Origin of the sequence: Nannocystis punicea (assembly GCF_026965555.1) — a bacterium.
Classification (GTDB): Bacteria; Myxococcota_A; Polyangia; order Nannocystales; family Nannocystaceae; genus Nannocystis; species Nannocystis punicea.
This window is the reverse complement of sequence record NZ_CP114040.1, coordinates 11,069,366-11,094,381: the sequence shown is the minus strand read 5'-3', so window position 1 is coordinate 11,094,381 and position 25,016 is coordinate 11,069,366. Positions and strand designations below refer to the sequence as shown.

Below are 25,016 nucleotides of genomic sequence, written 5' to 3'. Positions count from 1 at the left end.
CGGGGGCGAGGGGCCTCGCGGCGCGCGGGCCGGTACCCAGGAACGGCGAGGGTTCGCAGTTCCGCGCACGAACGGCGGCTGGTCGTGGGGACATGTGCGGACGGGAGCTCGCCGAAGTCGCGCGCGGCCACGACGGCCTCGTTCCCGTCCGGTCGATCTTCGTGGTCGGTCGTCGTGGCAGATCGCGCGGTGCTGCGGACGAACACCGCGAGGGCAATTGATTCGGCGCTCAGAGCGTGACGCGGGCCGTCTCGTCCATCCTCAAAGGGCTCTTGTGCGGGCGCCACGAGTTGCTCTCGCGCAGGCCGCGGTAGCTGACCGGGACGGTGACCGTGAAGGTGGAGCCGGCGCCCGGGATCGAGGTCACGCCGATCTCGCCGCCCATGAGGCGACAGAAGCGGCGGGAGATGGCGAGGCCGAGGCCGGTGCCGGTGGTCCGGCGAGAGCCGGCATCGAGGACCTGCGTGAACGGCTCGAACAGGTCGGTGAGCGCGGCCTCGGCGATGCCGCGGCCGGTGTCGCGGACGGTGAAGACCAGGCAGATGAGGCCCGCGGCGCTGCGCTGCTTGAGGCCGAGCACGATCTCGCCGTCCTCGGTGAACTTGGCCGCGTTGCCGAGCAGGTTGAGCAGCACCTGGCGGAGCTTGTGACGGTCGTTGTAGATCGGCGCCGGGGACTGCTCGATCTCCACCGACAGCTTGTTGCGGTTCACCGCCACCAGCGGGCGGATCGTCTCGGCGACCTCGCGCGTCAGCTTGGCGGCGTCGAACTCCTCGAGCACCATGTCCATCTTGCCGGCCTCGATCTTCGACAGGTCGAGGATCTCGTTGATGATCGTCAGCAGGTGCTGGGCCGCCTGGACGATGTTTTCGGCGTCGCGCGCGTAGGCCTCCTGGCCGTGGTCGCGGGCCTGCTCGAGCAGCATCTCGCCGTAGCCGATGATCGCGGTCAGCGGCGTGCGCAGCTCGTGGCTCATGTGCGCGAGGAAGGTGCTCTTGGCCCGGCTGGCCGCCTGGGACGCGTCGCTGACGGCGGTCAGCTCGCGGTTGAGCGCCTGCAGGCGCCGCTCCTGCTCGCTGCGCTCCTCGACCTCGGCCTGCAGGCGGCGCGTCTGCTGCTCCTGCGCGCGCAGGAGGGCGCCGACCTGGTCGGCCATGAGATCGAAGCGGCGCGCGAGGGCGGCGATCTCGTCGCCGGTGCGAGTGAGAGCGCGCGGGTCGTCGCCGGTGAAGCGAGCCATGGCCTCGGCGAGGCGGGCGATCGGGGCGGCCAGGCGGCGGCTGAGGGCGAACGCGCCGAGGCTGGCGAGCGCGGCGACGACGAGGGTGATCCACTGGACGCGGCGGGCGTGCGCGGCGGTGACCGTGGGGAGGTCGGTGGCGTCGCGCACGAGCGCGAGGGTCCAGTCGGCGCCGGCGATCCGCGCGACCGCGGCGAGGCGGCCGTCGTCGAGGCGCACCGCGGCGGTGTTTCGCTCGGCGGGTCGCGGCAGCGGCAACTCCTGGCCGGCGGTCGCGCTCGGCGGCAGGGCGGCGTAGCCGGGCACGAGCGGCGCGAGGTCGTCGGCGCCGAACAGCACCCTGTCCTCGCGGTCGCGCAGGACGACCGCGACGGCGGCCTCGGCCGCGACCTCGCCGGTCCACTCGCGCACGAGGCCGGGCCGCAGCGCGAGGGCGAGGGTGCAGTCGCCGCTCACAGGCGCCGACAGGACGAGGACGTCGCGGCCCTCGGGGTCGAACGCGAGGGCGACCGTACCGGCCGGCGGGGCTGCGAGCGGGAACTCGCCCGCTGTGACGACGCGCTGGCCGACGGCGCCCCACAGGCCGGCCGCGTGGGCCGGCAGCTCGGGGCTCTCGGACCAGCGCCGCAGCTGCCGCGCCAGCGCCTCGCGCGGCTCCGTGGCGCCGCCGCAAGCCGCCGCGGCCTCGTCGCCGCCGGCGAGGGCGCGCAGCGAGGCCAGCTGACCGGCGAGGAACCCGTCCCACGCGCTCGCGGAGCTGGCTGCCCGATCGGACATGTCCGAAAGCGCCGCCTCGAGATCGATCGCGGCCAGGCGGAGGTGGGCGTCGGCGCGGACGACGAACAGCGGCGCGAGGGCGACGAGGAGGGTGACGAGGGTGAGCTTGATCTTGAGCGAGTAGCGGGAGAAGTCGCGGACCGCGAGCGCACCGGCGACGAGCAGCGCGGCGACGCAGGCGAGGTCGCGCAGCGGGCCGCCCGCGAGGTCGGGGGCGCGGGTCGGCAGCGGCGCCAGCTCGAGCGCGCCGAGAGCGAGGGCGCCGAACACCGCGACGAAGGTCCACGTGTCGACGCGCGCCGGCGCGACCACCCGCGGCGCCGTGGCGAGGATCAGGAACGCGGCGGCGCAGGCGAGGACGAGCAGCGGCAGGGCGACGAGCACGCCGGTGGCCGCGAGCGCCGCGAGGACGGCGACGTAGCCGAGCTCGAGCGCGCGGCCGGGATCGACGCGAGCGCGGCGGAGGGCGAGGCCGCAGGCGACGACGAACATCAGCGCGAGGCCGAGGCCGACGAGGTGCTGCCAGTCGCGACGCGTCGGCAGCAGCGCGGCCTCGGCGACCGTCAACACGCCGCCGCAGGCGGTCAGCCAGGCGAGGACGGTCCGGGCGAGTCGGACCTTCCGCTCGTGCTCTCGATCGGTGTCCATCCCGCGCGTCGTCTACAGACTACACCGCGCGCGCGCCGTCGGGTCCGCGACGCCGCACGCTCGCCGCGTCGCCGCGCGCGCGGTCGCACCACGCTCTGCACGGGAGGACGCGCAGGAGCGCGGGTCTCCGCATGCAGGCGAAAATCAGATGTCCGAAGGGACAGGCGCTGCGTTCACCGACCGGCGTAGGCGCGCAGGGCCTCGTAGGCCAGGCGCTCGCCACGGAGCTCGGCGTCGGCGACTCCCTCCATGTTGCTGTCGGCCCACGCGCGGCGGCCCGCCTCGTCGCCGGCGAGCTCGCGCGCGACCATGCCAGAGATCGCGCGCATGCCCTTGGTGAGCAGCTTGCTGTTCGCGGCGTCGAGCTCGTCGAGGCGGGCGCGCAGGCGGGCGGCGTCGCGCGCCTGGAGGGCGTCGAGGGCGTCGAGGAAGGCGAGGACCTCGGCGGAGGCGTGGTGGTCGCGGGCGGTGTCTCGCACCTCCTTCCACCAGGCGACGTCGTCGAGCCGGAGGTGCGGCACGAGGTTGATGTAGACGCCGTAGGTGGCCTCGACCCAGGAGTTCCAGTCGTCGATGCCGGCGGTGATCCGCCGCTGCTCGTCGACCCACTGGTTCATGGTGGTGAGGCTGATGTCCTCGGCGAAGCGCAGGGTCGGGTCGGCGTAGAAGCGCAGCAGCGCCTCCGCGGTCTCGGCCTCCTCGAACACGTGCGGGTCGCGGCGGTCGCCGATGCCCTTGCTCGGGTAGGGCCGGCGCTCGATGCCGCCGAGCACCTCGAGCAGCGGCGCGGGGGTCCAGCGGATCCGGTGGAGGAAGCCGGCCGAGTCCTTGAGGAAGCGGGCCTTCTCGGCGCCGGTGTCGAGCAGCGGCATGGCGTCGGAGTTGGCCGGGCGACCGTGGAGGAACGGGTGCAGCATGCGGCGGTTGGCGACGATGAGGTTGTCGACCTGGCCGATGTCGTGCACGCCGAGCAATTGCAGCTCGGGCTTCATCGTCTCCCACGCGAGCGGCTGCTCGCTGAGCCGCCCGAGCTCGCCGTCGGCGACCGAGAGGATGACCCAGTCGCTCGAGCCGACGCGGAGGATCTGGTAGTCGCTGAACTCCTGGTCGAGGGCGGCGAGGACGGTCAGCAGCAGCTCGTCGCTGAGCTCGTAGCCCTGCAGCCACTGGGCGAGGATCCCGCCCGGCTTCAGGTAGCGCTTGGCCTCGCGGTAGAACTCGACGGTGAACAGGCTCGAGACGCCGCTGACCCACGGGTTGGTCGGCTCCGAGACGATGAAGTCGAACTGCCGCGCGGCGCCGGCGAAGTAGGCCTTGGCGTCGTCGAACCAGAAGTGATTGCGCGGGTCGTCGTAGGCGCGCGCGTTGGCCGGGTAGAAGTTGCGCGAGCCGGTCACCATCTCGCGCTCGATCTCGATGGTGTCGAGGCGCTGCAGCGTCGGCGAGCCGAGCAGCACGTGCGCGGTCACGCCCGAGCCGAAGCCGATCAGCGCCACGTCGGTCGCCTCCGGCTTCGCCATCAGCGGCAGCAAGCCGACCAGCACCTGGTTGGGCTCGTCGCCGGCGAAGTCGGGGCCGAGCTCGGGGTCGCGGTCCTTCGGGTAGCGGTTCAGCACCACCGAGGCGTCGGGCTTGCCGTTGGTGTAGATGACGCGGTACTCGCGTTCGTCGGTGAGGCGGATGACCGAGACCGAGGCGGTGCGACCGTCGACGTAGGACAGCAGCTCGAAGCCCTCGGGCAGGCGGGTGCGGCCGTTGCGGAACACGGTGGCCGACAGGACCATCGGGTCGATCTTGACGACGAACAGGCCGAACGCGAGGGTGAGGAACGAGCTGCCGGCGGCGAGCCGGCCGAAGCTGCGGATCTTGGCGGGGTTCTTGGCCCGGCGGGCGTCGCCGAACACGAGCGCGAGGCCGAGGGCGACGTCGACGGCGGCGCCGAGGACGATGACGCGCTGAAGGCCGATGAGCGGCATGAGGACGAGGCCGGCGAGCACCGCGCCGGCGATCGCGCCGAAGGTGTTGAAGCCGTAGACGCGGCCGATGACGCCCTCGGGCTGGCCGCGCCGCAGCAGCACGTGGGTGATGAGCGGCAAGGTCATGCCGGCGCAGAAGGTCGCCGGGAACATGATGAGCAGGCACAGCAGGTAGCGGAGCACGTTGAACTGCTGCCACAGCGCCTCGGTGCGGGCGCCCTGCGAGTCGACCAGCAGCCAGCCGATCGCCTCGACCGCCCACTGATAGGCCGGCAAGGTCGCGATCGCGGCCACGCCCATGATCAGCTGGACGATGCCGAGCACCAGCTCGGGCCGCTTGAACTTGTCCATCCGCTTGCGCACCCACAGGCCGCCGATCGCCAGGCCGAACACGAACGCCGACAGCATGACCTCGAACGAGTGGGTCGCGCTGCCGACGATCATCGACAGCAGGCGGATCCACCCGATCTCGTACATGAAGGAGGACAGGCCGGTCCCGAAGGCCACGAGGAGGAGCAGCCGGACGAGGTCGTCGGTGCCGGCCGACACTGCGGTGTCCTCGGTGATCGGCGCGTGCTGGCGGCGGTGGGCGAAGGCGATCGCGGCGATGACGATGTTGAGCGCGGCGGCGCAGGCGAGCGTGCCCGGCAGGCCGAAGTTGGCGACCAGGACGAAGCCCGACAGCAGGGCGCCGAGCGCCGCGCCGATGCTGTTGGTGAAGTAGAGGAAGCTGAGGATCTCGCCCGAGCGCTCGGGGTCGCGGCGGAGGATGCCGGCGCTCATCAGCGGGAAGGTCATGCCCAGCAGCACGCACGGCGGGAGGATCAGCAGGCCGGCGACGCTCCACTTGATCACTTCGACGCCGAGGCCGCCGCCCAGCTGCGGGAACACGTGGTCGTAACACACGCGCATCGCCAGCTCGCTGAGCCACGGGAACGCCAGCGCGTACAGGCCGATGCCGCCCTCGATCAGGCCGTACACCCGCACCGGCGCGCGCACGCTGGCGAGCTTGCGCGAGGCCAGCAGCGAGCCGAGCGCCATGCCGCCCATGAACAGGCTGAGGACGAGGACCTGGGCGGTGGCGGCGCTGCCGACGAACTGCTTGATGTAGCGCGACCAGATCGACTCGTAGATGAGGCCGCTGATGCCTGACAGGAAGAAGAGGAGGAAGAGCGGGGCGTAGCGGGCCATGGGCCCGGCGAGAGTACCCCAGCGGCCGGGCGTCGTGTTCGCCGACGGACCCCGTTCCCGCGGGTCGAGCGGGCGGCAGGGCGGACGCCGGCGCCGCCGCTGCTTCCCCGCGACCGGCCGTCGCGTCGGGACCCCACGCGAGGGCACGTGGCGGAGCGAGCCGCGAGGTCAGCCGCGAGCGCCGGCCGAGGTAATGACTGTCTCTTCAGACATGTCGCTCAGGGCATGTCCCGAAGTAACAAAGAGTCACGGCCCCTGCACGACCCACGCCTGGCCGTCGGTGGCGACCTCTCGCTTCCAGATCGGCACGTCCTGCTTGAGCTTCTCGATGGCCGCGCGGCAGGCCGCGAACGCCTCGGCGCGGTGAGGCGCCGAGGCGGCCACGATCACCGCGCTGTCGCCGATCTGCAGCCGCCCGAGGCGGTGGTGGATCGCCACCCGCACGCCCGGGATCTCGGCCTCGATCGCGGCGCCGATCTGCTGCATCACCCGCAGCGCCATCGGCTCGTAGGCCTCGTACTCGAGGCGGGCGATGTCGTGGCCGCGGCTCTTGTCGCGGACGTTGCCGACGAAGATGTCGAGGCCGCCGGCGCCGGCGTGCGCGACGGCGCCGACGACGTCGGGCAGCGAGAGCGGCCGGTCCTTGATCAATTGATAGGCGGCCAACGGAGAGGCGGCGGGCCCGTCGTGGCCGCCGCTGACCGGGGGGATGACCGCGACCTCGCTGCCCTCGGCGATGACGTGGTCGGCGGCGACGAACTCGTGGTCGACGGCGACGCGGCAGACCGAGAGGCTGGCCGAAAGATCAGGCCAGTCGCGGGCGAGGGCGGCGAGCAGGTCGCGGACGCGCGCCCCGGCGGGCAGCTCGACGTCGACGCTGTCGCGGCGGAGGCGCTCGCGGAGGCCCGCGAAGAGCAGGACGCGCAGGTGCATGCGCCGGCAGTGTACTGCCCCGCGGCGGGGCGTCTTCCAGATCGCGCAGAGCAGATCAAATTTCGCGCCGCGACCGGCGAGCCGGGGCCGATACCCCACGAATTCGACGCCGTTGCGTAGGCGGATATCCTACATCCGAGCTCGTTGATCCCATCGAGATCACCGCGAACTCGTAACCTCGACACCGATGCCTATGATGCCGCTCGCCCCGAGAGACTCGACCGCATCCGACCTGCGTGGTCGTCAAGCGCCTGCAGGGCGCTCTGCCGCGATGAAGTCCCACCGCTCCGCCAACGCCCCCGCGCTCCGCCTCGTCGACGCCGAGTCTCCGGCGGAGGCCGACGCCCCCGAGCCGACCGCGCGCGGCGCCGGCGACGCAGCCGCGGACTACGAGGACGATGTCGATGTCGACGTCGATGTCGACGTCGGCGGCGAGTTCGGCGAGGACCTCGAGGAGGCGCTGACGGCGGCGGCGGAGCGCGCGGCGGCCGGCGAGCTCGACCCGGCCACCGAGGACGCGCTGCGCCAGTGGCTGCAGCGCCGGCTGTCGGCCTACCTGAAGGCGGGCCATCGGGCGCGCATCATCTTCACCGACAACGTCCACACGATGCTGTCGGTCAAGCGCGGGCAGGGCGTCTACACCTTGCGCATGCACCGAATGTTCGCGGCCGCTCCGCCGGCGGTGCTGCGCGCGGTGGCCCGTTACGCGCAGTCGCAGGATCGCGACGCGGGAGCGTTGCTGCGCCGCTACATCGACGGCAACGAGCACCTGATCCGCGACGCCGAGCGGCCGCGGGCGCAGCAGCTCGACACCCAGGGCGCGCACTTCAACCTGCAGGAGCTGTTCGACGACCTCAACGCGCGCTACTTCGCCGGCGGCATCCAGGCCAAGATCACCTGGGGCCCGCGGACCCGCCGCAAGCCCGGGCGCGAGTCCATCAAGCTCGGCAGCTACTCGGTCGAGGAGCAGCTCATCCGCGTGCACCCCGTGCTCGACGCCGCCGACGTCCCGCGCTTCTTCGTCGAGTGGATCATCTACCATGAGATGCTTCACGAGGTGCACGACATGCCCATCGTCGACGGCCGGCGGGTCTATCACACGCCCGAGTTCCGCCGCGCAGAGGCGCTCTTCGACCGCTACGCCGAGGCCGTGCTGTGGGAGCGGACGCAGGTGCACAAGCTGCTCGACCGCTAGCCAGCGCCGGCCTCGACCGGCGCGCGTAGGTGCCTGCGCGCGCCCGTGAACCGGCCTGCGCGCCGGCATGCGCGCCGGGAACGTGACGACGTGGGCCGCTGCGAGTATCTTGCAGGCCCTATGTCGAACCCCCGTTCCAATCGCGGCAAGGACGCCCTCGAGTTCCACGCGAAGGGCCGCCCCGGCAAGATCCAGGTCGTCCCGACCAAGCCGCTCACGACCCAGCGCGACCTGTCGCTCGCGTACTCGCCGGGGGTCGCCGAGCCGTGCATGGAGATCTTCAAGGACCCCGCCGAGGTCTACAAGTACACGGCGCGCGGCAACCTGGTGGCGGTCATCTCCGACGGCACCGCCGTGCTCGGCCTCGGCGACATCGGCCCGCTGGCGAGCAAGCCGGTGATGGAGGGCAAGGGCGTCCTCTTCAAGAAGTTCGCCGACATCGACGTGTTCGACCTCGAGGTCAAGGCCACCAGCCCCGACCAGTTCATCGAGTGTGTCGCGGCGCTCGAGCCGACCTTCGGCGGCATCAACCTCGAGGACATCAAGGCGCCCGAGTGCTTCTACATCGAGGAGAAGCTCAAGCAGCGCATGAACATCCCGGTGTTCCACGACGACCAGCACGGCACCGCGATCATCAGCGGCGCGGCGCTGCTCAACGCGGTCGTGATCCAGAAGAAGTCGCTCGCCGAGCTCAAGGTGGTCGTCAGCGGCGCGGGGGCCTCGGCGATCGCCTGCGCCAAGTTCTACGTCAGCCTCGGGGTCAAGCTCGAGAACATCGTCATGTGCGACTCGAAGGGCGTGCTGTCGCACAAGCGCAAGCTCGAGGCCGGCGACCCGAAGCTCGAGTTCGTGCGCGAGACGGACGCGGTGACCCTGGCCGACGCGCTGGTCGGCGCCGATCTGCTGCTCGGGCTGTCGCGCGCCGGCCTGGTGACGCCGGAGATGCTGCAGACGATGGCGCCGCGGCCGATCATCTTCGCCCTGGCCAACCCCGACCCGGAGATCGACTACCCGACGGCCAAGGAGACCCGCCCCGACGCGATCGTGGCGACCGGGCGCAGCGACTACAACAACCAGGTCAACAACGTCCTCGGCTTCCCGTTCATCTTCCGCGGGGCGCTCGACGTACGGGCGACGCAGATCAACGAGGCGATGAAGGTGGCGGCCGCCCAGGCGCTGGCCGAGCTGGCGCGCAAGGACGTGCCGCAGGTGGTCGCCGCCGCCTACGGCGAGGAGTTCCACTTCGGGCCCGAGTACATCATCCCCAAGCCGTTCGACCCGCGCGTGCTCCACTGGGTCGCGCCGGCGGTGGCGAAGGCGGCGATGGAGACCGGGGTGGCGCAGGTCCAGCTCGAGCTCGACGCCTACGTCGAGCGCCTGCAGGGCCTGCTCGGCGGCTCGACCGCGGTGATGCGCAAGTTCGTGCGGATGGCCGCCAGCGGGCCGAAGAAGATCGTGTTCCCGGAGGGCGATGACCCGCGGATCCTCAAGGCCGCGTCGATCATCACCGAGGAGCAGATCGCCCGCCCGATCCTGCTGGGCGATCCTCAGCGGATCCATCAGCTCATCCGCGAGCAGGACATCGACCTGGTCGAGGGCAGCTACGAGATCGTCGACCCGCGCGAGGACGCCGACGCGGCGGCCTACGCCGAGCTGCTGCACCGCCGCCGCGAGCGCAAGGGCGTCACCACCGAGCTGTCGCGCCTCCTCATGCGCGAGCGCAACCACTTCGGGATGATGATGGTCGCCGAGCGCCGCGTCGACGGCATCGTCACCGGCCTCAACTTCTCGTACTCCGACACCATCCGCCCGGCCCTGCAGATCATCGGCATCCGCCCCGGGGCGCGGAAGATCTGCGGCATGTACCTCATGCTCCACAAGGGCGGCATGCTGTTCTTCGGCGACACCACCGTGAACCTCGACTTCGACGCGACCACTCTGGCCGACGTCGCCGAGATGGTGGCCGAGGCGGCGCGCACGTTCGGCGTGACCCCGCGGGTGGCGATGCTCAGCTTCAGCAACTTCGGCTCGGTCCGCGACGCCCGCTCGACCATGGTCGCCGACGCGACGGCGCTGCTCCGCCGCCGCCGCCCCGACCTCGAGGTCGAGGGCGAGATGCAGGCCAACGTCGCCGTCGACTACGCGCTGATGCAGAGCATCTTCCCGTCGACCCAGCTGACCGGCCCCGCCAACGTGCTCATCTTCCCCAACCTCGAGGCCGGCAACGTCGCCTACAAGCTGATGCGCGAGCTCGGCGGGGTGCCGGCGGTCGGCCCGGTGCTGCTCGGCATGGCCCGCCCGGTGACGGTGCTCGAGCGCGACTGCTCGGTCGACAACATCGTCCACATGACTGCGCTGACGGTCGTCGCGGCGCAGAAGGACGAGGCCGACGCGGCCCCCGTGCCGGCGCTGGTGTAGCGGGCCGCGGCGGCGTCCGCGTCGCTCGAGTCCAGGCGGGCTCGACTTTCGCGGCCGGTCGCCCGGACCGCCGCGGTGGCGCTGCGAGCGTCCCGTCCGGGTCGCAGCTGCGCGGGCGGTCGCCGGAACCTCATCGGCGGCCCAAGCGGCGGCCTCGTCGTCCTCGACAAAAATCATCGGCCGCCCGGGTCTCCGGGCGGCCTCGCCTCGTCCTCGGGGCCAGTGCGGCTCGCGGCTAGACGAGCTCGGGCAAGCTCGGGGTGGCGGCGGGCTTCTCGCCGTCGTGCTCGGCGTGCCAGCGCTTCATCTTGCGCTTGATGACTTCTTTCTTGATCGTGCCGACGAGGTCGATCATCAGCTTGCCGGTGAGGTGGTCGTGCTCGTGCTGCAGGGCGCGGCCGAGGAGGCCGTCGCCGTCGACCTCGACGGTGTTGCCGTCGACGTCGCGGGCGCGGACCTTGGCCCAGCGCGGGCGCTTGATGTCGACGTAGACGCCCGGGAAGCTGAGGCAGCCCTCTTCGGCGACCGCGAGGCCCTTGCCGGTCTCGACCAACTCGGGGTTGATGAAGACGAGCGGGGGGCTGTTGTCGTCGCCGCCGGCGGGGACCTTGCCGTCGAGCACGAAGATCCGCTCGAGCCGCCCGACCTGGATGGCGGCGATGCCGGCGGCGTTGAGCGAGTACATCGTGTCGATCAGGTCGCGTACGAGTTGACGGATGTCGTCGGTGATCTCGCCGACGTCGAACGTCGCTTCGCGCAGCCGCTGGTCGGGATACTTGACGATGTCGAGGACTGCCATAACCTGTGCGTTGGCTCCGCCGATATTGTAAGCCGGCGCGACGGCCAGGCAAAGTCCCCGTGCTACAGGTGAGCGCCGCGCCATGAAGCAGCCTTCGCTCGTGTTCGTCTGCCAGAACTTGCGCGACCCGGACGCGATCCAGGGCAGCTGCATGCGTCGTGGCAGCAAAGACGTGCTCGACCGCCTCAAGCAGCTCCGCGTCGAGCTCGGTCTCAAGACTCGGCTGCGCGTGATGGGTTGCACGTGCCTCGGTCCGTGTGAGTCAGGGGTCACCGTGCTGGTCGTCGACGACGAGGGCGGCGCGACGTACTACGGGCGCATGGACGTGGCGACGGCGGACGCGCTCATGCGCGAGCACGTGCTCGCCGGCGAACCAGGCGAGGCGCTGCGGCGCCACCGCCTGCCCAAGGACAACCTGCTCGACCTGTCCGCGCTCGAGGGGCATGAGGTCCCCGACGCGACGGCGGCGGAGGAGAAGAAGGCATGAGCGTCACCGTGGAGCAAGTGCTGGCCGCGCTGTCGGGCGTGAAGGACCCGGCGACCGGCCGCGAGATCGTCGCCGACCAGGTCTCGGACGTCCGCATCGACGCCGCGGGCGAGGCCACGTTCAGAATCGACCTGATCTCGCCGGGCTTCCCGCTGCGCGACGCCCTCGAGGCGTCGGTGCGCGCGGCGCTCGCCGCTCGCAACCTCCGCGGCACGATCGAGTGGGGCCTCAAGGTGCCGCAGAAGCCGGCGCGCCAGGACCTGAACCGCCTGCCCACGGTCAAGAACATCCTCGCGGTCGCGGCCGGCAAGGGCGGCGTCGGCAAGAGCACCGTCAGCGTCAACGTGGCGACTGCGCTGCACCGCCTCGGCGCCAAGGTGGCGCTCCTCGACGCCGACATCTACGGGCCCAGCGTGCCGAAGATGCTCGGCACCCCCGAGCGCGAGACGTCGACCACCCTCGCCGGCGACCGCATCAGCCCCGCGCTCTACCGCGGCATCCCGGTGATGAGCGTCGCCTTCTTCGTCGAGCCCGGCAACGCCGTGGTCTGGCGCGGGCCGATGATCCACAAGCTGCTCAAGCAGTTCCTCGAGGACGTGGACTGGGGCGACATCGACTACCTGATCGTCGACCTGCCCCCGGGGACAGGTGACGCCCAGCTCTCGCTCGCCCAGCTGATCCCGATCACCGGCTCGATCATGGTCACCACGCCGCAGGAGGTCGCGCTCATCGACGTCCGCCGCGCGGTCAACATGTTCAACAAGCTCGAGGTCCCCGTCGTCGGCGTGGTCGAGAACATGAGCTACTACGTGTGCCCGTCCTGCGGCCACCACGACGCCATCTTCGCCAGCGGCGGCGGCGCGGCCCTGGCCCGCGAGCTCGGCGTCGAGCTGCTCGGCCAGGTCCCCATCGACAACAAGGTGTCCTACGGCGGCGAGTCCGGCGTCCCCGTCGTCGAGGGCGCGCCCGACAGCGAGCAGGCCAAGGCCTTCACCAGCGTGGCCGCCCGCGCCGCCCTGGCCCTCAGCAAGCTCAGCGCGACCGGGCCCAAGCGCAGCAGCCTGCTGCGCACGGTGACCTGAGCGGCTGTCCCTTGGGGCAGAATAGAAGGGACATGTCGTATCGGACATGTCCCTTCGAACTCTTAATTGAGCAGGATCGAGGCCTCGGTGCCGTCGCCGAGGCGGCGGAGGAGCGTCGCGGTGCGGTCGACGAGGAAGCCGAGGCGGTCCTCGGGCGTCTCGGCGGCCAGGCTCTGCTGCTGCAGGTCGACGAGCTCGCGGCGGGCGGCGGCGGAGGCGACGTCGTGGCCGCCCAGCAGCTCGAGGCTGGGGAGGAAGGCGGTGAGCGCGTAGAGGAGGATCCGCGGGTCGGGCAGGGCGAGCAGCGAGCCGAGCGCGTCGCCGTCGTCGCCCGACAGCCGCGCCAGCCGCTCGATCTGCGAGCGCAGCAGCAGCAGCGACGACTTGTCGAACACCGGCGGCTCCGGCAGCGCCGCGACCTCGACCTGGCGGAAGAGGTTGGTCATCGGCAGCTCGCGCACCAGCTGCACGCGCCCGAGGCCCTCGAGGCGGATCAGTCGCCGACCGTCGGGCAGGCGCAGGTGAAACACCAGCTTGCCGAGCCCGAACACCGGTTCGAAGGCGGGTCGCCGCTCCGCGGTCCGTTCGCCGCGCGGCCGCAGCAGCGGCACGCCGATGTGCTGGCCTTCATTCAGCGCGTGGTCCACGAGCTGCAGGTAGCGCGGCTCGAACACGTTGAGCGGCAGCACCATGCCCGGCAGGAGGACGACGTTCGGCAGCGGGAAGATCGGCAACGCCGCCAGAACTTCGGGCAGCGGTGTGGACCTGGCCGTGAGCATGGGCGACGCTGCTTTATACCCCGCGTGCTGCCGGCCGCCACCAGTCCGCGGGCCAGCAGGCCGCTTGGGGCACAAACGCGCAGGAATTGCTCTAGCGACTTCCGCTGCTCGTTTCGCTCGTCTCGGGCAGCCAATTGACGAGCCCGATCCGCGTCGCCGCCCATGGGTCCGCTGCGCTCCAGGTGTCAGGAAAGTCGACCCGGCTGAGCGACCCGTGGGCCTGTTCGAAGCGCGTGTACCCGGCCGGCCCGAGGCCCGCCGCGCTGGCCAACACCAGGCGGTTGACGGTGTTGTGGGCGACGATCGCGACCGCCGGGGCCGGGCTGCGGCGAGGCTGGTCCGGGCCGCGCAGATGGCGAGCCACGAGCGCCGTGATGCAGGGGACCACCCGATCGGCGAGGTCGCGTACGCTCTCCCCGCCAGGGAAGCGATGATCGAGGAGGTCGTCGTAGCCGATGCCGGCGAGCTCGGGCACACGTGCGCGGCCTTCGCGGAAGGCCACGCGCTCGAGCACGCCGAGGTTCATCTCGCGGAGCGCCGGCAGGGCCACCGGCGCAGGACGCTCAGGTCCGAGTGCGGCGATCCGCGCGGCGCCGATCGTGGCCCGCTCGAGGTCGGAGCTGTAGATCGCGGCCAGCGGCACGTCGGCCAGGGCTCGCGCGGCTGCCTCGGCCTGCCGGAGGCCTCGCGCCGACAGACCGACGTCGGCGTGCCCGATGAACATGTCCGAATCGACAGGCTCGCCGTGGCGAACGAGATAGAGGCGGAGACCGGTCACGCGAACAGCTGGGCCTGCAGGTCAGGCCTGGCCGACAGCTCGCCGCGCACCGAGCTGGTCACGACCTCGGCGCCGTGCTTGTTGTCCGGGATGCTGAGGCAGGTGTGTCGCCCACGCATGACGCAGCCGGCCCCGCGCGCGCCGAGGTGCTCGACCAGCGCGTCGACGACGTCGTTGCAGGCGCGCTCCTGCAGGGTGAGGCGGCGCGTGAAGCAGGCGACGAGATCGGCGAGGCGCCCGAAGCCGGCCAGCTTGGTGTCGGGCAGATAGGCGACGGTGGCGGTGCCGGTGTAGGGGAGCAAGTGGTGCGGGCAGAGGCCGTGGAAGGGGATCCCCCGCACCACGACGAGCGCCGATTCACCCTCGCCCTCGACCGGGTCGCCGAGGATCTTGGCCGGGTCCATGTCGAAGCCCGACAGGAACTCCTGCGACCAGACGCGCGCGACTCGACTCGGCGTGCTCGTGAAGTCCTTGTGCCGCAGATCGAGCCCGCAGGCCTCGAGGAGCGCCGTGATCGCCTGCTCGAGGGCGATCCGGCGGTCGATCGCGGGCTCTTGTTCAGCGCGCTTGGAAGAGGCCACGGCCCGATATACCCGGTCCGCGCGGTCGAAGCACGTGCGCTAGCCGTCGATCCGCCAGGTCAGCCGGAACCCTCGCGGTAACTCGGCCGGCTCAGGCAGCCGCGTGCAGCCGAGGCAGCGCGCCCGATCGGGAGACTCCTGGGTGCACTCGCTGCACACTGCGAGCGCCTTGCGGGTGCCCTCGAGGTCGCTGCGCAGCCGCGTCAACAGGTCGAGCTTGCGCTCGAGCTCGCCGAGTCGCGCGTGCAAGGTCTGGTCGATCCGCCGGCACGCCTCACGATCGCTGGCGGCGGTCCCGCGGACGGCGAGGAGCTCGGCGATCTCCTCGAGCGACCAGCCTGCCTCCCGCAGCGCGACGATGAAGTTGAGACGGTCGAGCTCCTCGGGCGAAAACGCGCGGTGCCCCCCGCGCGTCCGCGTGGCCCGCAGCAACCCCTCACGCTCATAAAACCGCACTGTCCGCGGAGTGCAGCCGCTTCCGGCCAGCATGTCCTTCAAACTGAGCGTCCGTTCCGACCCCGACATGATTAAATCCTACGCGTGACCTATCGTAACAGTCAATATTGCGAGAGAGTCTGAGGGTGGCGTCTGCGCGTGAGATCGGTAGGCTCTGTCCCCGATGGAGCTCTCCGAGCATTCGGCGCCAATCGCGCTGGTCACGGGCGGGGCCGTGCGAGTCGGCCGGGCGATCACCACCGCGCTCGCGGGCGCGGGTTATCGCGTCTGGTTGCACTATTACCGCAGCGAGGCTGCGGCGAGGGAATTGGCGACGGCGCTGGGCGCGGGGTGTGTCGGCACGATTCAGGCCGATCTCGCGGCGGAGGCGGCGCGAGCCTCCCTGGCGAAGCAGGTCGTCGATGCGTCGGGGCCGGCCGGCGGTCGACTCGACCTGCTCGTGAACAGCGCGGCGTCCTTCGAGCGGGGTGAGTTCACGGCGCGTGGCGACGACGATCTGCGGCGCGTGCTGGAGGTGAACCTGGTGGCGCCGGTGTCGCTCACGCGGGCGCTGGTGCCGGCGCTCGTCGCGGCGCGCGGGTCGGTGGTCAACATCCTCGACGTCGCGGCGCTGCAGCCGTGGCGGGGTTATCTCGATCATTGCACCGCGAAGGCGGGGCTGCTGATGGCGACGAAGGCGCTGGCCGTCGAGCTGGCGCCGGCGGTGCGGGTCAATGGCGTGGCGCCCGGCACCGTCGCCTGGCCTGAAGAAGATCCGCGGTTCGCCGAAGGGTCGGAGATCCGCGCGCGGATTCTGCGCGCGATCCCGCTCCGGCGGATCGGCACGCCGGAGGACGTGGCCGAGACCGTGCTGTTCCTGGCCCGCAGTTCGTTCGTCAGCGGCCAGGTCATCGCCGTCGACGGCGGCCGCTTGGCCGCCGGTGGCGTCGCCGGCGTGTGAACCTCGGCCAGGCGGGCCGCTTGACCGCCGCCGCGGGATCTCCTATCCATTGCGGCCTTCCAACCATGGCCCGCCAAACCGACGAAGAGTTCTCCGACTACAACCAGCGCCGCGAGCCGCTCCCGAACCCCGCCACCACCGTGAACGATCATCGGCCGGTGACGGGCCGCCCGCTGGAGGTCAAGGTCGACGAGCGCGGCGTCGAGCGGGCGATCCGCAAGCTCCGCCGCCTGATGGCCAGCGAGGGCGTGCTCCGCGAGATCAAGCGCCGCCGCCACTACGAGAAGCCGAGCGTGAAGATGAAGCGCAAGCTCCGTGAGGCCGAGCGCCGCCGGAAGCGTCGCCAGCGCAAGCGGCCGATGATGCGCGGCGAGGGCTAGCAGTCCTTTCGGACATGTCCCATGCGCCTGCGTCTGGTCGCCGCCCGGCGCGATGACGGTGTCCCGAGGGACATGTCCGAACATGCATGTACCGCCCCCGGCCTGATCGCGCTGCGCTGCGTGTTCGGCGTCGGCGATCCGAACGGGGGCGCGGTGTTCTGCCCGGTCTACACCGTCGCGCTGCCGGTCGCGCAGCCCGGGGCGCTCGACGACGACGATATCCACGAGTTCGCCGCCGCCGATCTGCTCGCCGATCTCCAGCGCAGAGCGACGCGGCGGGGTTGGTCGATGCGCGTCGAGGTCGAGGTCGAGCAGACCGCCGCCGACGCGGCCGGCTGCGACGTTTACGCCCAGGGCCCCGAGGAGGCGACGGCGCTGCAGCTGCTCGCGCAGGTCGACGCGCCCGGCGGCGGCAGGCGCCTGACCTTCGGGACAGGTCTTGCGCACGCGCCCGACGCGGTGGTCCGCCTCGCCGGTCCGTACGTGGTGCAGCACGCGGCCGCTCCGCCGACGGCGATCGCTCCGGCGCTGGCCTGCACCTTCGAGCTCGGGTTCACCGAGTACGAGTTCGAGGCCTGACGTGACGCGACGGCGGAGACGACGGCCGCGCTGGCTCGGCCTCGCGCTGGTGCTCGCGCTGGTGTTGACGTGGTCGCTCGCGGGTGAGCACCTGCGCCGCTGGTGGGGTTTGCCCGGGGAGGGCGCCGCGCCGGGCAAGTCGACGGAGCAGCTGCGGGTGGCGACGTGGAACCTGCGCAACTTCCCCGCCGAGGGGCAAGACCTCGCGCGCCTGTCCGCCCGCTTGCCCGAGCTCGCGGCCGACGTGATCGCGGTGCAGGAGATCCACGACGCGGAGCGACTGAAGCAGTCGATGCCGGGCTGGGAGCTGGTGCTCTCGGAGGCAGGCGGGCGCGGCGGACAGCGGCTGGGCTTCCTCTACGATCCGGCCGCGCTCGAGCTGATCGGCGCGCCGCGAGAGCACGCGCGGCTGGCGATGGGCGGGCCGGTGCGACCTGGCCTTTCGGGCTACTTGCGCGCGCGCGGCGGCGGGCCCGACTTCCACGTGCTGGTGGTCCACCTCAAGGCGCGCGACGAGGGCTACGCGCTGCGTCGCTCGCAGTGGGAGGTGCTGGCCGAGATCGTCGAGGAGATCGCGCGAGATGACGACGATGTCATCGTCCTCGGCGACTTCAACGCGACCGGACCTTCCCGGGGGATGCCCGACGAAGAATTGCAAGCACTCGATGCGCGCCTCGGTAAAGTGGGTCTGCAGCGAGTGGTCAACAGTTCAGGCTGCTCGGCCTACTGGGACGGCGCGCGGCGAGATGCCTGGCACGAACCATCCCTCCTCGACCTGGTGTGGGTCCGCGGGCTCCTCGCGGCCGAGGTCACGAAGGTACACGCCGAGCCGCTCCTACACTGCGCGCGTCATGCCTGTCGGCCGTTCCGCTCGACCCCGACCCATCCGGAGCGCGACTACGCCGATCTGAGCGACCACTGCCCGGTCATCGTCGACTTCGAGCGCACCCCCGACGACGACCCCTGATACAGAAGATCGGCGCTGCGTCGGTTTCGCGCGCGAACAAACTGGCGCGCGGCTTGGGGCATGGTAAACACGCGCCGCCCGGCTGAAGATTTGCGCGGTCGCGCTGTCCAAGGGCACCATCGGCTTCCATGTCTGGTCCTGTCTTCGCGAGCGAACCTTGCAAAGCTAACCTCCCCCTGGGTGGTTGGGTTGCAGTTCGTGACGAGCCCGGCGCAGTGCCCATGTTGCTGCGCCCGGGCTCGTTCCCTTTTAAAGGGCTTTGCAGGGTCCTTCGGTCATGGGACCATCTCGACCGTCTGACGCGGGTGTGTCTGCACCCGCGCCCATGCGGCGAGAATTCCGTGGAAACCACCGACGAGTTCTTCGCAGAGCTTGGTAAGGAGCAAGTCAAGATCATGATCACGAATCGAATGGGATCCTTTGGGTTGATCGCCGGCGGCCTCATCGCGGGTCTGTCGCTCACGGCAACGCAGGGCTGCGATCCGGGCGACCTCGCAGAGCAGTGCGGCCTCACGTGCGACGAGGAGGCGTTCCTCAACGGCAAGTTCGCGGTGTCGGGCATCGCCGAGGTCGACGCGTTCTTCAGCGCCACGCTCGACGTGTCGGGCGCCATCAATGCGACCGCCCTCGACATCGAGGCCGAGCTCAAGGGGCTCTACGCGCTCGTCGGGGTCGAAGCAGCCGCGGACTTCAAGGCCGCGTTCGACGCCAAGGTGAGCGCGTTCATCGACGGCGGTATCGAGATCAAGGCCGAGCCGGCGCGCTGCGAGGCGTCGCTCGACGTGACCGCGAAGGCGGCCGCCGAGTGCGACGTGATGGCCAAGCCGGGCAGCGTCGAGGTCTCTTGCTCGGGCGCCTGCGAGGTCGACGTCAACGCGCAGGCTGACTGCCGCGCCGCCGGTGGTCTGACCTGCAAGGGCACTGCGCCGGACTTCAAGTGCTCGGGCAGCTGCACGGGTGGCTGCGACCTGACGGCGGCGGCCGCGTGCGACGGCACCTGCCGCGGTCAGTGCAACGGCATGGACTTCGAGGGTCGTTGCGACGGCATGTGCCAGGGCCAGTGCGAACTGAGCGCTGGCGGCAGCTGCAACGGCAGCTGCACCGGCACCTGCGAGTACGACCCGGGCGAGCTCGACTGCCAGGCTGGCGCCGAGGTCCGCTGCTCGGCCACCGCCGACGCGAAGGTCGAGTGCAAGGGCGGCTGCGACGGCAAGGCGACCCCGCCGGAGGTCTCGGCCGAGTGCGAGGCGACCGTCGAGGCCAAGGCCGAGGCGAGCGTCCAGTGCTACCCGCCCTCGCTCGACGTCCAGTTCCGGTTCGCCGCCGGTATCGACGCGAACGGCCAGGTCGAGTTCAAGGCCTTCATCAGCAACTTCAAGCTCCGCTACGCGGCGCTGCTGGCCGCCGTCAAGCGCGCCCAGGGCCTGATCGACGTCACCGCCAAGCTCGGCGGCGCCGGCGTCGCTGCGGTCAACGGCGCGGCGGGCGAGCTCAAGGCCTCGGGCGACCTCAAGGCCTCGATCGGCGCGGCTTGTGCCATCAAGCTGCTCCCGCAGGCGGGCAACCTGATCACCGAGTCGGCTGGCAAGCTGAAGACCCAGCTCGACGCGGCTGTCTCCGTCACCGGCTCTCTCACCGGCGGCTGAGCTCCACGCGAGCTGCAACGCGAGGGGCTGTCCGGCTTGCCGGGCGGCCCCTCGGCCATTTGTGGCTGCATGCGCTCCGCGGCGCTCGCCGCTATCGTGAGGGGGATGCATCGACGCGTTCTGGTCTGCGGGCTGCTCGGGGTCGCGTGCCGACCGGTCGATGGCCTCGAGAGCACCTCCGACAGCTTCGTCGGCACGACCTCGGCGATGACGACGGCGGGCACGACGAGCACGACGACGACGACGACGCTGCCGACGACCGGGGGGGAGAGCAGCACGGGCACGAGCACCACCGCGACGAGCACGACACAGGCGCCTTCGACCGGCTCGAGCAGCGAGACGACGGGCGGGCAGGAGGTACCTCCTGGCAGCACGATCCCGGTCGGCGATGGTGACTACTTCTTGCTCGGCGCCAACTACCCGTGGCTGAACTACGGCGGCGACTTCGGCGGCAACAACTGGGGCACCTACGGCGTGCACACCAAGCAGGCCGAGGTCGGGGCGCACTTCGACGCGATGCAGGGCGACGGGCTCCGCGTCGCGCGGTGGTTCGTGTTCACCGACGGGCGGGCGGGGGTTTCCTTCGCCGGCGACGGCACGCCCACAGGTCTCGGAGAACATGTCCTCGAGGACATGCAAGTGGCGGTGACGATCGCGCGGGCGCGAGGGATCTACCTCGTGCCGGTGCTGCTCGACTTCCACTGGATGTTCTGGTCCCAGCAGAACAACGGGGTGCAGACGGGCGGGCGCAGCGATACGCTCGAAGACCCGGCCAAGCGAGCCGCGCTGGTCGACGCGGTGATCGTGCCGCTGCTGCAGGCGTTCGCGGACGAGCCGGCGATCCTGGCGTGGGAGATCATGAACGAGCCGGAGTGGTCGATCTCCGACCTGCCGGCCGCGTCTCCCGATGGCGGCGCCGATGCCGTCCCGCTGGCGGACTTCTACGCGTTCGCGGCCGCGGTCGCCGACGCGGTGCACGTGAACACCTCGTCCTACGTGACGCTGGGCTCGGCGTCGCTCAAGTGGTACCGGGTGTGGACGCCCGAGTTCGCGGCTGCGCACGGGCTGCCGCCGCTGGGGCTCGACTTCTATCAGACGCACTACTACCCGTGGATGGACGGGCAGATGTGGACCGGCGATCCGGAGCTGGGCACGGTGCAGTTCTCGCCGACGGCGCAGAAATACGCCGACCTCGGCCTCGACCGGCCGATGGTGGTGGGCGAGTTCATCGCCTCGGACCAGGCGGCCGCCCGGCTCGACGTCCTGCTCGCCAACGGCTACGCGGGCGCGTGGCCGTGGAGCTTGACGAGCGATTACTCCCTCGACGGCGCAGGGATGAAGATGTGGGCCGACGCCCACGCGGCGCTCGTCGACCTGCCGCCGCTCTGACGGCTGCGATCGAGCGGAACCTGGCCCGCTCGAGGTTGTCTGAGGCGCCAGTATGCCACGCCTCGACCGTCGTGCCCGCTCGACCGCGCCCTCGTTGAAATTTAAGGACATGTTGTTTGGAACATGTCGAAATGGACTGGTGGTCGGTGGCGCGGCGTTGACGCTGGCGTGTACGGCCAACCCCGGCAAGGTCGAGGCGACGGCGAGCACCATGACGCTGCCGGCCAAGGGGGTGAAGCTCACCGACGACGGCGCGACGCGGCGGGCGCCGGTGTCGCTGACGGCCTCGGACGGGACCGGGCTCAAGCTGGTGAGCTTCAAGGCGCGCGGCGTGGTCGAGGAGCCGCTGGCGTTCACCGAGCTGCACCTCGTGTTCGAGAACCCGAACGACCGCCAGATCGAGGGCCGCTTCGAGATCGACATGCCGCCCGGAGCCGCGATCTCGCGCTTCGCCATGAAGATCCACGACCGCTGGCAAGAGGGCGAGGTCGTCGAGCGGCAGGCGGCGCGGGTCGCCTACGAGGACTTCCTGCACAAGCGGCAAGACCCGGCGCTGCTCGAGAACAAGGCCGGCAACTCGTTCAGCGCCCGCGTGTTCCCGATCGGCCCGCGCGAGCGCAAGGAGCTGATCGTCTCGTACTCGCAGGAGCTGGCGAGCTCCGCCGAGCCGTACCGCCTGATGCTGCGCGGGCTACCCGAGCTCGACGAGCTCGACGCCAGCGTGATCCTGCGCCAGCCGGGCGACGCGGCGGCGCCGACCAACCTGGGCGGCGCGGCGGTCCAGACCAGCGTCATCGAGATCAAGAAGCAGAAGTACCTGCCGGAGCGCGACCTCGAGGTCCGCTCGGACCGCCCGGCGACCGTGATGGGTCTGCGTCACGACAACCTGGCGGTCGCGCGTGTGGCCCCGGCGGGCGACATGCCGGCGGTCCCGATCGGCGCGCTGACGGTGCTGTTCGACACCAGCGCGTCGCGGGCGCTCGGCTTCGACCGTCAGCTGCGGCGTCTCGCGGATGTCCTCAAGAGCATGCGCGAACAGACAGGCGATGACTTCCCGCTGCGCGTGGTCTGCTTCGACCAGACGACCGAGGCGGTCTACGACGGGCCGGCCAGCGGGTTCGGTCAGGCGCAGCTCGAGCGGATCGCGTCGCGGCGGGCGCTGGGCGCTTCGGACCTGGCCGGCGCGCTGGCGTCGCTGGCGGCGGACGCGGGCGGAACGCGGCGGCTCCTGGTGTTCTCCGACGGCATCACGACCGCGGGTTCGGCCGAGCACGCGGCCCTGCGCGACGCGAGCAAGGCGCTCGCGGCCGCCGGGTTCGAGCGCGCCGACGCGATCGTGGACGGCGGGATCCAGGACACCACCGGCCTCAAGGTGCTCACGACCGCCGACCTCCCGAGCGACGGCGTGGTGATGGACGCTCGCCTCCCGCTCGAGACGATCGCGCACAAGCTCGGCAGCGCGACGCTGCCGGCGATGAAGGTGACGGTGCCGGGGGCGGCGTGGGTGTGGCCGGACACGATCGAGGGCGCGCAGCCGGGCGACGAGATGTTGGTCTACGCCGACCTGCCGGCCGAGGCGGCGATGCGGGTGGTGATCGAGGGCAAGGATCGCATCGAGGCCGAGGTGCCGACGACCGCGGTCGAGCGGCCGCTGCTCGAGCGGGCGTGGGTGCGGGCGCAGGTCGAGCGGCTGCAGGCGCAGCGCTCGAGCCTGGCGGAGACCGAGACCGCGGCGCGGGCTGGGCTGCAGAAGACGATCGTCGAGCTGTCGACCAAGTACCGCGTGCTCAGCGACTTCACTGCGCTGCTGGTGCTCGAGTCGGAGTGGGACTATCAGCGCTTCAACATCGACCGCAACGCGCTGGCCGACATCTTGACGGTGGGCGCGACCGGAGTGGAGCTGTACAACCGCAAGACGCCGCCGCCAGCGCCGAAGCTGCCCGACCCCGGCACGCTGGTGCGACGCGAGCCGCGCGAGGAGTTCAAGGCGCCGGCCGAGCCGCAGCCCGACGCCATCCCGATGATGGCGCGGAACTTCGACCCGGAGCTGGCGCAGCGGCAGGCGGGTATCCTCGGGGTCATGTCCCAAGAGTCAGGTCATTTCCTGGCCAGCCCGTACGGCGGCGCGTTCGCGGTCGGCAACGACGACGCCGACGTATGGGGCGGGCTGACCGGCACCGAGATCGGCGAGTCGTACGGGGTCGGCGGGCTCGGGCTCGTCGGCACGGGTCGCGGCGGCGGAGGCACGGGCGAGGGCACGATCGGCCTCGGCAGCTCGGGGCTGATCGGCCGCGGGGGCGGGGGCGGCACCGGCTCCGGGTATGGACGGGGCGCGGGCGCGGGCTTCGGCGGGCGTGGGACCCGGGTGCCGACGGTGCGTCAAGCGAAGGCCGAAGTGCAGGGGGCGCTCGACAAGGACATCATCCGCCGGATCGTCCGCGCCCACATCAACGAGATCCGCTACTGCTACAACCAGGCGCTGGCCCGCGACCCGGGGGCCAAGGGGCGCGTGGCGATCCAGTTCGTCATCGGCGGCACCGGCAAGGTCCCGACGGCGGTGGTGTCCGAGAGCACGATGCGCGACGCCCGGGTGGGGAGCTGCATGGCCCAGGCTGTGCGCCGCTGGAACTTCCCCAAGCCGCAGGGCGGCGGGTCGGTGACCGTCACGTATCCGTTCGTGCTCGAGCCCGGCGGCGGCGTGCCGGCCGACTACACGCCGCCGCCGCCGCCGACGCCCGAGGATCTGGCGCTGCAGCGGGCCGTGGAGCAGGAAGTGGACGCGCGCATGCGCGAGCAGGAGGCGCTGCGGCAGGCCGAGCAGCAGGAGGCCGAGCGCACCGCGAACAGCCCGTACACCGGCAAGTTCTTCGACGTGGCGAAGAAGCTGCAGGAGAACGACGCGCGCGGGGCCGTCGCCCTCGCGCTCGAGTGGCACGAGCAGGACCCGGGCGACGTGCTGGCGCTGATCGCCCTCGGCGAGGCGGCCGAGACCGCGGGCGACCCGCTCACTGCGGCGCGCGCCTACGGCTCGGTCATCGACCTGTTCCCGTCGCGCGCCGACCTGCGGCGCTACGTCGGCGCGCGGCTCGAGCGGCTCGGCGAGGCCGGCTCGGCGCTGGCGGTCGACACCTTCGCCAAGGCGGTCGAGTCGCGCGCCGATCACCCGTCGAGCCACCGCCTGTACGCGTACGCCCTGCTCAAGGCGGGCAAGCACAAGGAGGCGTTCGAGGCGATCAAGGCCGGGGCGACGCGGACATACCCGTGGGGCCGCTTCGCCGGGGTCGACAAGATCTTGCGCGAGGACCTGGGCCTGATCGCGGCGGCGTGGATCAAGGCCGATCCGTCGGTCGCGTTCACTGTGCGGGCCACCCTCGACGGCCTCAACGTTCAGCTGCCGAAGGGGCCGTCGACGCGGTTCGTCATCAACTGGGAGACGGACGCCAACGACGTCGACTTCCACGTCCACGACGGCCGCAAGGACCACGCCTTCTACGCCCAGAAGCGGCTGCCGAGCGGCGGCGAGCTGTACGCCGACGTGACGACCGGCTACGGGCCGGAGTGCTTCACGATCGAGGGCGAGCCGAAGGCGTTCCCGTACAAGCTCGAGGCCCACTACTTCAGCCGCGGGCCGATGGGCTACGGCATGGGCAAGCTGCAGATCGTCCAGCACGACGGCAAGGGCGAGCTGAAGTTCGAGGAGCGGCCGTTCGTGATCATGAAGGACCGCGCGTACGTCGACCTGGGGACGTTCACCAAGCCGCTGTGATGTGACCCA

General features: G+C 71.1%; 19 protein-coding genes. 11 read left to right on the top strand and 8 right to left on the bottom strand.

The window, feature by feature from the left end; translation table 11 throughout:
• Positions 1–229 precede the first annotated feature (229 nt).
• The 3 genes from O0S08_RS42495 to moaD all read right to left on the bottom strand — a co-directional run bounded on the left by O0S08_RS42495 (position 230) and on the right by moaD (position 6,765).
• A complete protein-coding gene (locus O0S08_RS42495) occupies positions 230–2,665 on the bottom strand; it encodes an ATP-binding protein (RefSeq protein WP_269035241.1) in 2,436 nt (811 codons plus the stop codon).
• Between the two features lie 173 nt (positions 2,666–2,838).
• Positions 2,839–5,832 carry a spermine/spermidine synthase domain-containing protein gene (locus O0S08_RS42490; protein WP_269035240.1) on the bottom strand — a complete coding sequence of 998 codons (2,994 nt, stop codon included), beginning with the start codon at positions 5,830–5,832 and terminating at the stop codon, positions 2,839–2,841.
• 246 nt (positions 5,833–6,078) lie between these two features.
• Positions 6,079–6,765 (bottom strand): molybdopterin converting factor subunit 1, encoded by a 687-nt coding sequence (gene moaD / locus O0S08_RS42485; protein WP_269035239.1) that lies wholly within the window; start codon positions 6,763–6,765, stop codon positions 6,079–6,081.
• A gap of 271 nt (positions 6,766–7,036) precedes the next feature.
• On the opposite strand from moaD, the gene O0S08_RS42480 reads away from it, so the two are divergent.
• Positions 7,037–7,960, top strand: coding sequence for a SprT-like domain-containing protein (locus O0S08_RS42480; protein ID WP_269035238.1), 924 nt, complete (start codon positions 7,037–7,039; stop codon positions 7,958–7,960).
• A gap of 120 nt (positions 7,961–8,080) precedes the next feature.
• Positions 8,081–10,378, top strand: coding sequence for an NADP-dependent malic enzyme (locus O0S08_RS51130; RefSeq protein WP_276082567.1), 2,298 nt, complete (start codon positions 8,081–8,083; stop codon positions 10,376–10,378).
• 235 nt (positions 10,379–10,613) lie between these two features.
• On the opposite strand, the gene def is transcribed toward O0S08_RS51130, so the two are convergent.
• Positions 10,614–11,177: a peptide deformylase gene (gene def / locus O0S08_RS42465; protein ID WP_269035237.1), complete on the bottom strand. Its 564-nt coding sequence runs from the start codon at positions 11,175–11,177 to the stop codon at positions 10,614–10,616.
• Positions 11,178–11,259: 82 nt separating this feature from the next.
• On the opposite strand from def, the gene O0S08_RS42460 reads away from it, so the two are divergent.
• Both O0S08_RS42460 and O0S08_RS42455 read left to right on the top strand, forming a co-directional pair.
• The gene (locus O0S08_RS42460; protein ID WP_269035236.1) at positions 11,260–11,664 is read left to right on the top strand and encodes a (2Fe-2S) ferredoxin domain-containing protein; all 405 of its coding nucleotides are present in this window, start codon (positions 11,260–11,262) and stop codon (positions 11,662–11,664) included.
• A complete protein-coding gene (locus tag O0S08_RS42455) occupies positions 11,661–12,746 on the top strand; it encodes an Mrp/NBP35 family ATP-binding protein (protein ID WP_269035235.1) in 1,086 nt (361 codons plus the stop codon). Before O0S08_RS42460 ends, O0S08_RS42455 begins: the two co-directional genes overlap by 4 nt.
• 62 nt (positions 12,747–12,808) lie before the next feature.
• Here O0S08_RS42455 and O0S08_RS42450 read toward each other — a convergent pair whose 3' ends face one another.
• The 4 genes from O0S08_RS42450 to O0S08_RS42435 form a co-directional block, all read right to left on the bottom strand.
• Positions 12,809–13,525 carry an LON peptidase substrate-binding domain-containing protein gene (locus O0S08_RS42450; RefSeq protein WP_269035234.1) on the bottom strand — a complete coding sequence of 239 codons (717 nt, stop codon included), beginning with the start codon at positions 13,523–13,525 and terminating at the stop codon, positions 12,809–12,811.
• Positions 13,526–13,616: 91 nt separating this feature from the next.
• On the bottom strand, positions 13,617–14,303 hold the full coding sequence (locus O0S08_RS42445) for a histidine phosphatase family protein (protein WP_269035233.1): 687 nt from the start codon (positions 14,301–14,303) through the stop codon (positions 13,617–13,619).
• Positions 14,300–14,884: a GTP cyclohydrolase I gene (gene folE, locus O0S08_RS42440; protein ID WP_269035232.1), complete on the bottom strand. Its 585-nt coding sequence runs from the start codon at positions 14,882–14,884 to the stop codon at positions 14,300–14,302. The genes O0S08_RS42445 and folE overlap by 4 nt, the downstream gene beginning before the upstream one ends.
• A gap of 39 nt (positions 14,885–14,923) precedes the next feature.
• Entirely contained in the window at positions 14,924–15,409 is a 486-nt protein-coding gene (locus tag O0S08_RS42435; protein ID WP_269035231.1) for a MerR family transcriptional regulator, read from the bottom strand.
• Positions 15,410–15,503: 94 nt separating this feature from the next.
• Between O0S08_RS42435 and O0S08_RS42430 the strand changes: the two genes are divergently transcribed.
• From O0S08_RS42430 to O0S08_RS42400, 7 genes are all read left to right on the top strand, one after another.
• Positions 15,504–16,280, top strand: a complete 777-nt coding sequence (locus O0S08_RS42430) for an SDR family oxidoreductase (protein WP_269035230.1) — start codon at positions 15,504–15,506, stop codon at positions 16,278–16,280.
• 173 nt (positions 16,281–16,453) lie between these two features.
• The gene (rpsU, locus tag O0S08_RS42425; RefSeq protein ID WP_346660392.1) at positions 16,454–16,660 is read left to right on the top strand and encodes a 30S ribosomal protein S21; all 207 of its coding nucleotides are present in this window, start codon (positions 16,454–16,456) and stop codon (positions 16,658–16,660) included.
• A 72-nt stretch (positions 16,661–16,732) separates the two neighbouring features.
• A complete protein-coding gene (locus O0S08_RS42420; RefSeq protein ID WP_269035229.1) occupies positions 16,733–17,239 on the top strand; it encodes a hypothetical protein in 507 nt (168 codons plus the stop codon).
• Between the two features lies 1 nt (position 17,240).
• Positions 17,241–18,206, top strand: a complete 966-nt coding sequence (locus O0S08_RS42415) for an endonuclease/exonuclease/phosphatase family protein (protein ID WP_269035228.1) — start codon at positions 17,241–17,243, stop codon at positions 18,204–18,206.
• Positions 18,207–18,601: 395 nt separating this feature from the next.
• Positions 18,602–19,852 (top strand): hypothetical protein, encoded by a 1,251-nt coding sequence (locus O0S08_RS42410; RefSeq protein ID WP_269035227.1) that lies wholly within the window; start codon positions 18,602–18,604, stop codon positions 19,850–19,852.
• A gap of 105 nt (positions 19,853–19,957) precedes the next feature.
• Positions 19,958–21,241 (top strand): cellulase family glycosylhydrolase, encoded by a 1,284-nt coding sequence (locus tag O0S08_RS42405; protein ID WP_269035226.1) that lies wholly within the window; start codon positions 19,958–19,960, stop codon positions 21,239–21,241.
• A gap of 109 nt (positions 21,242–21,350) precedes the next feature.
• Entirely contained in the window at positions 21,351–25,007 is a 3,657-nt protein-coding gene (locus O0S08_RS42400) for an AgmX/PglI C-terminal domain-containing protein (RefSeq protein ID WP_269035225.1), read from the top strand.
• The last annotated feature ends 9 nt before the right edge of the window (positions 25,008–25,016 follow it).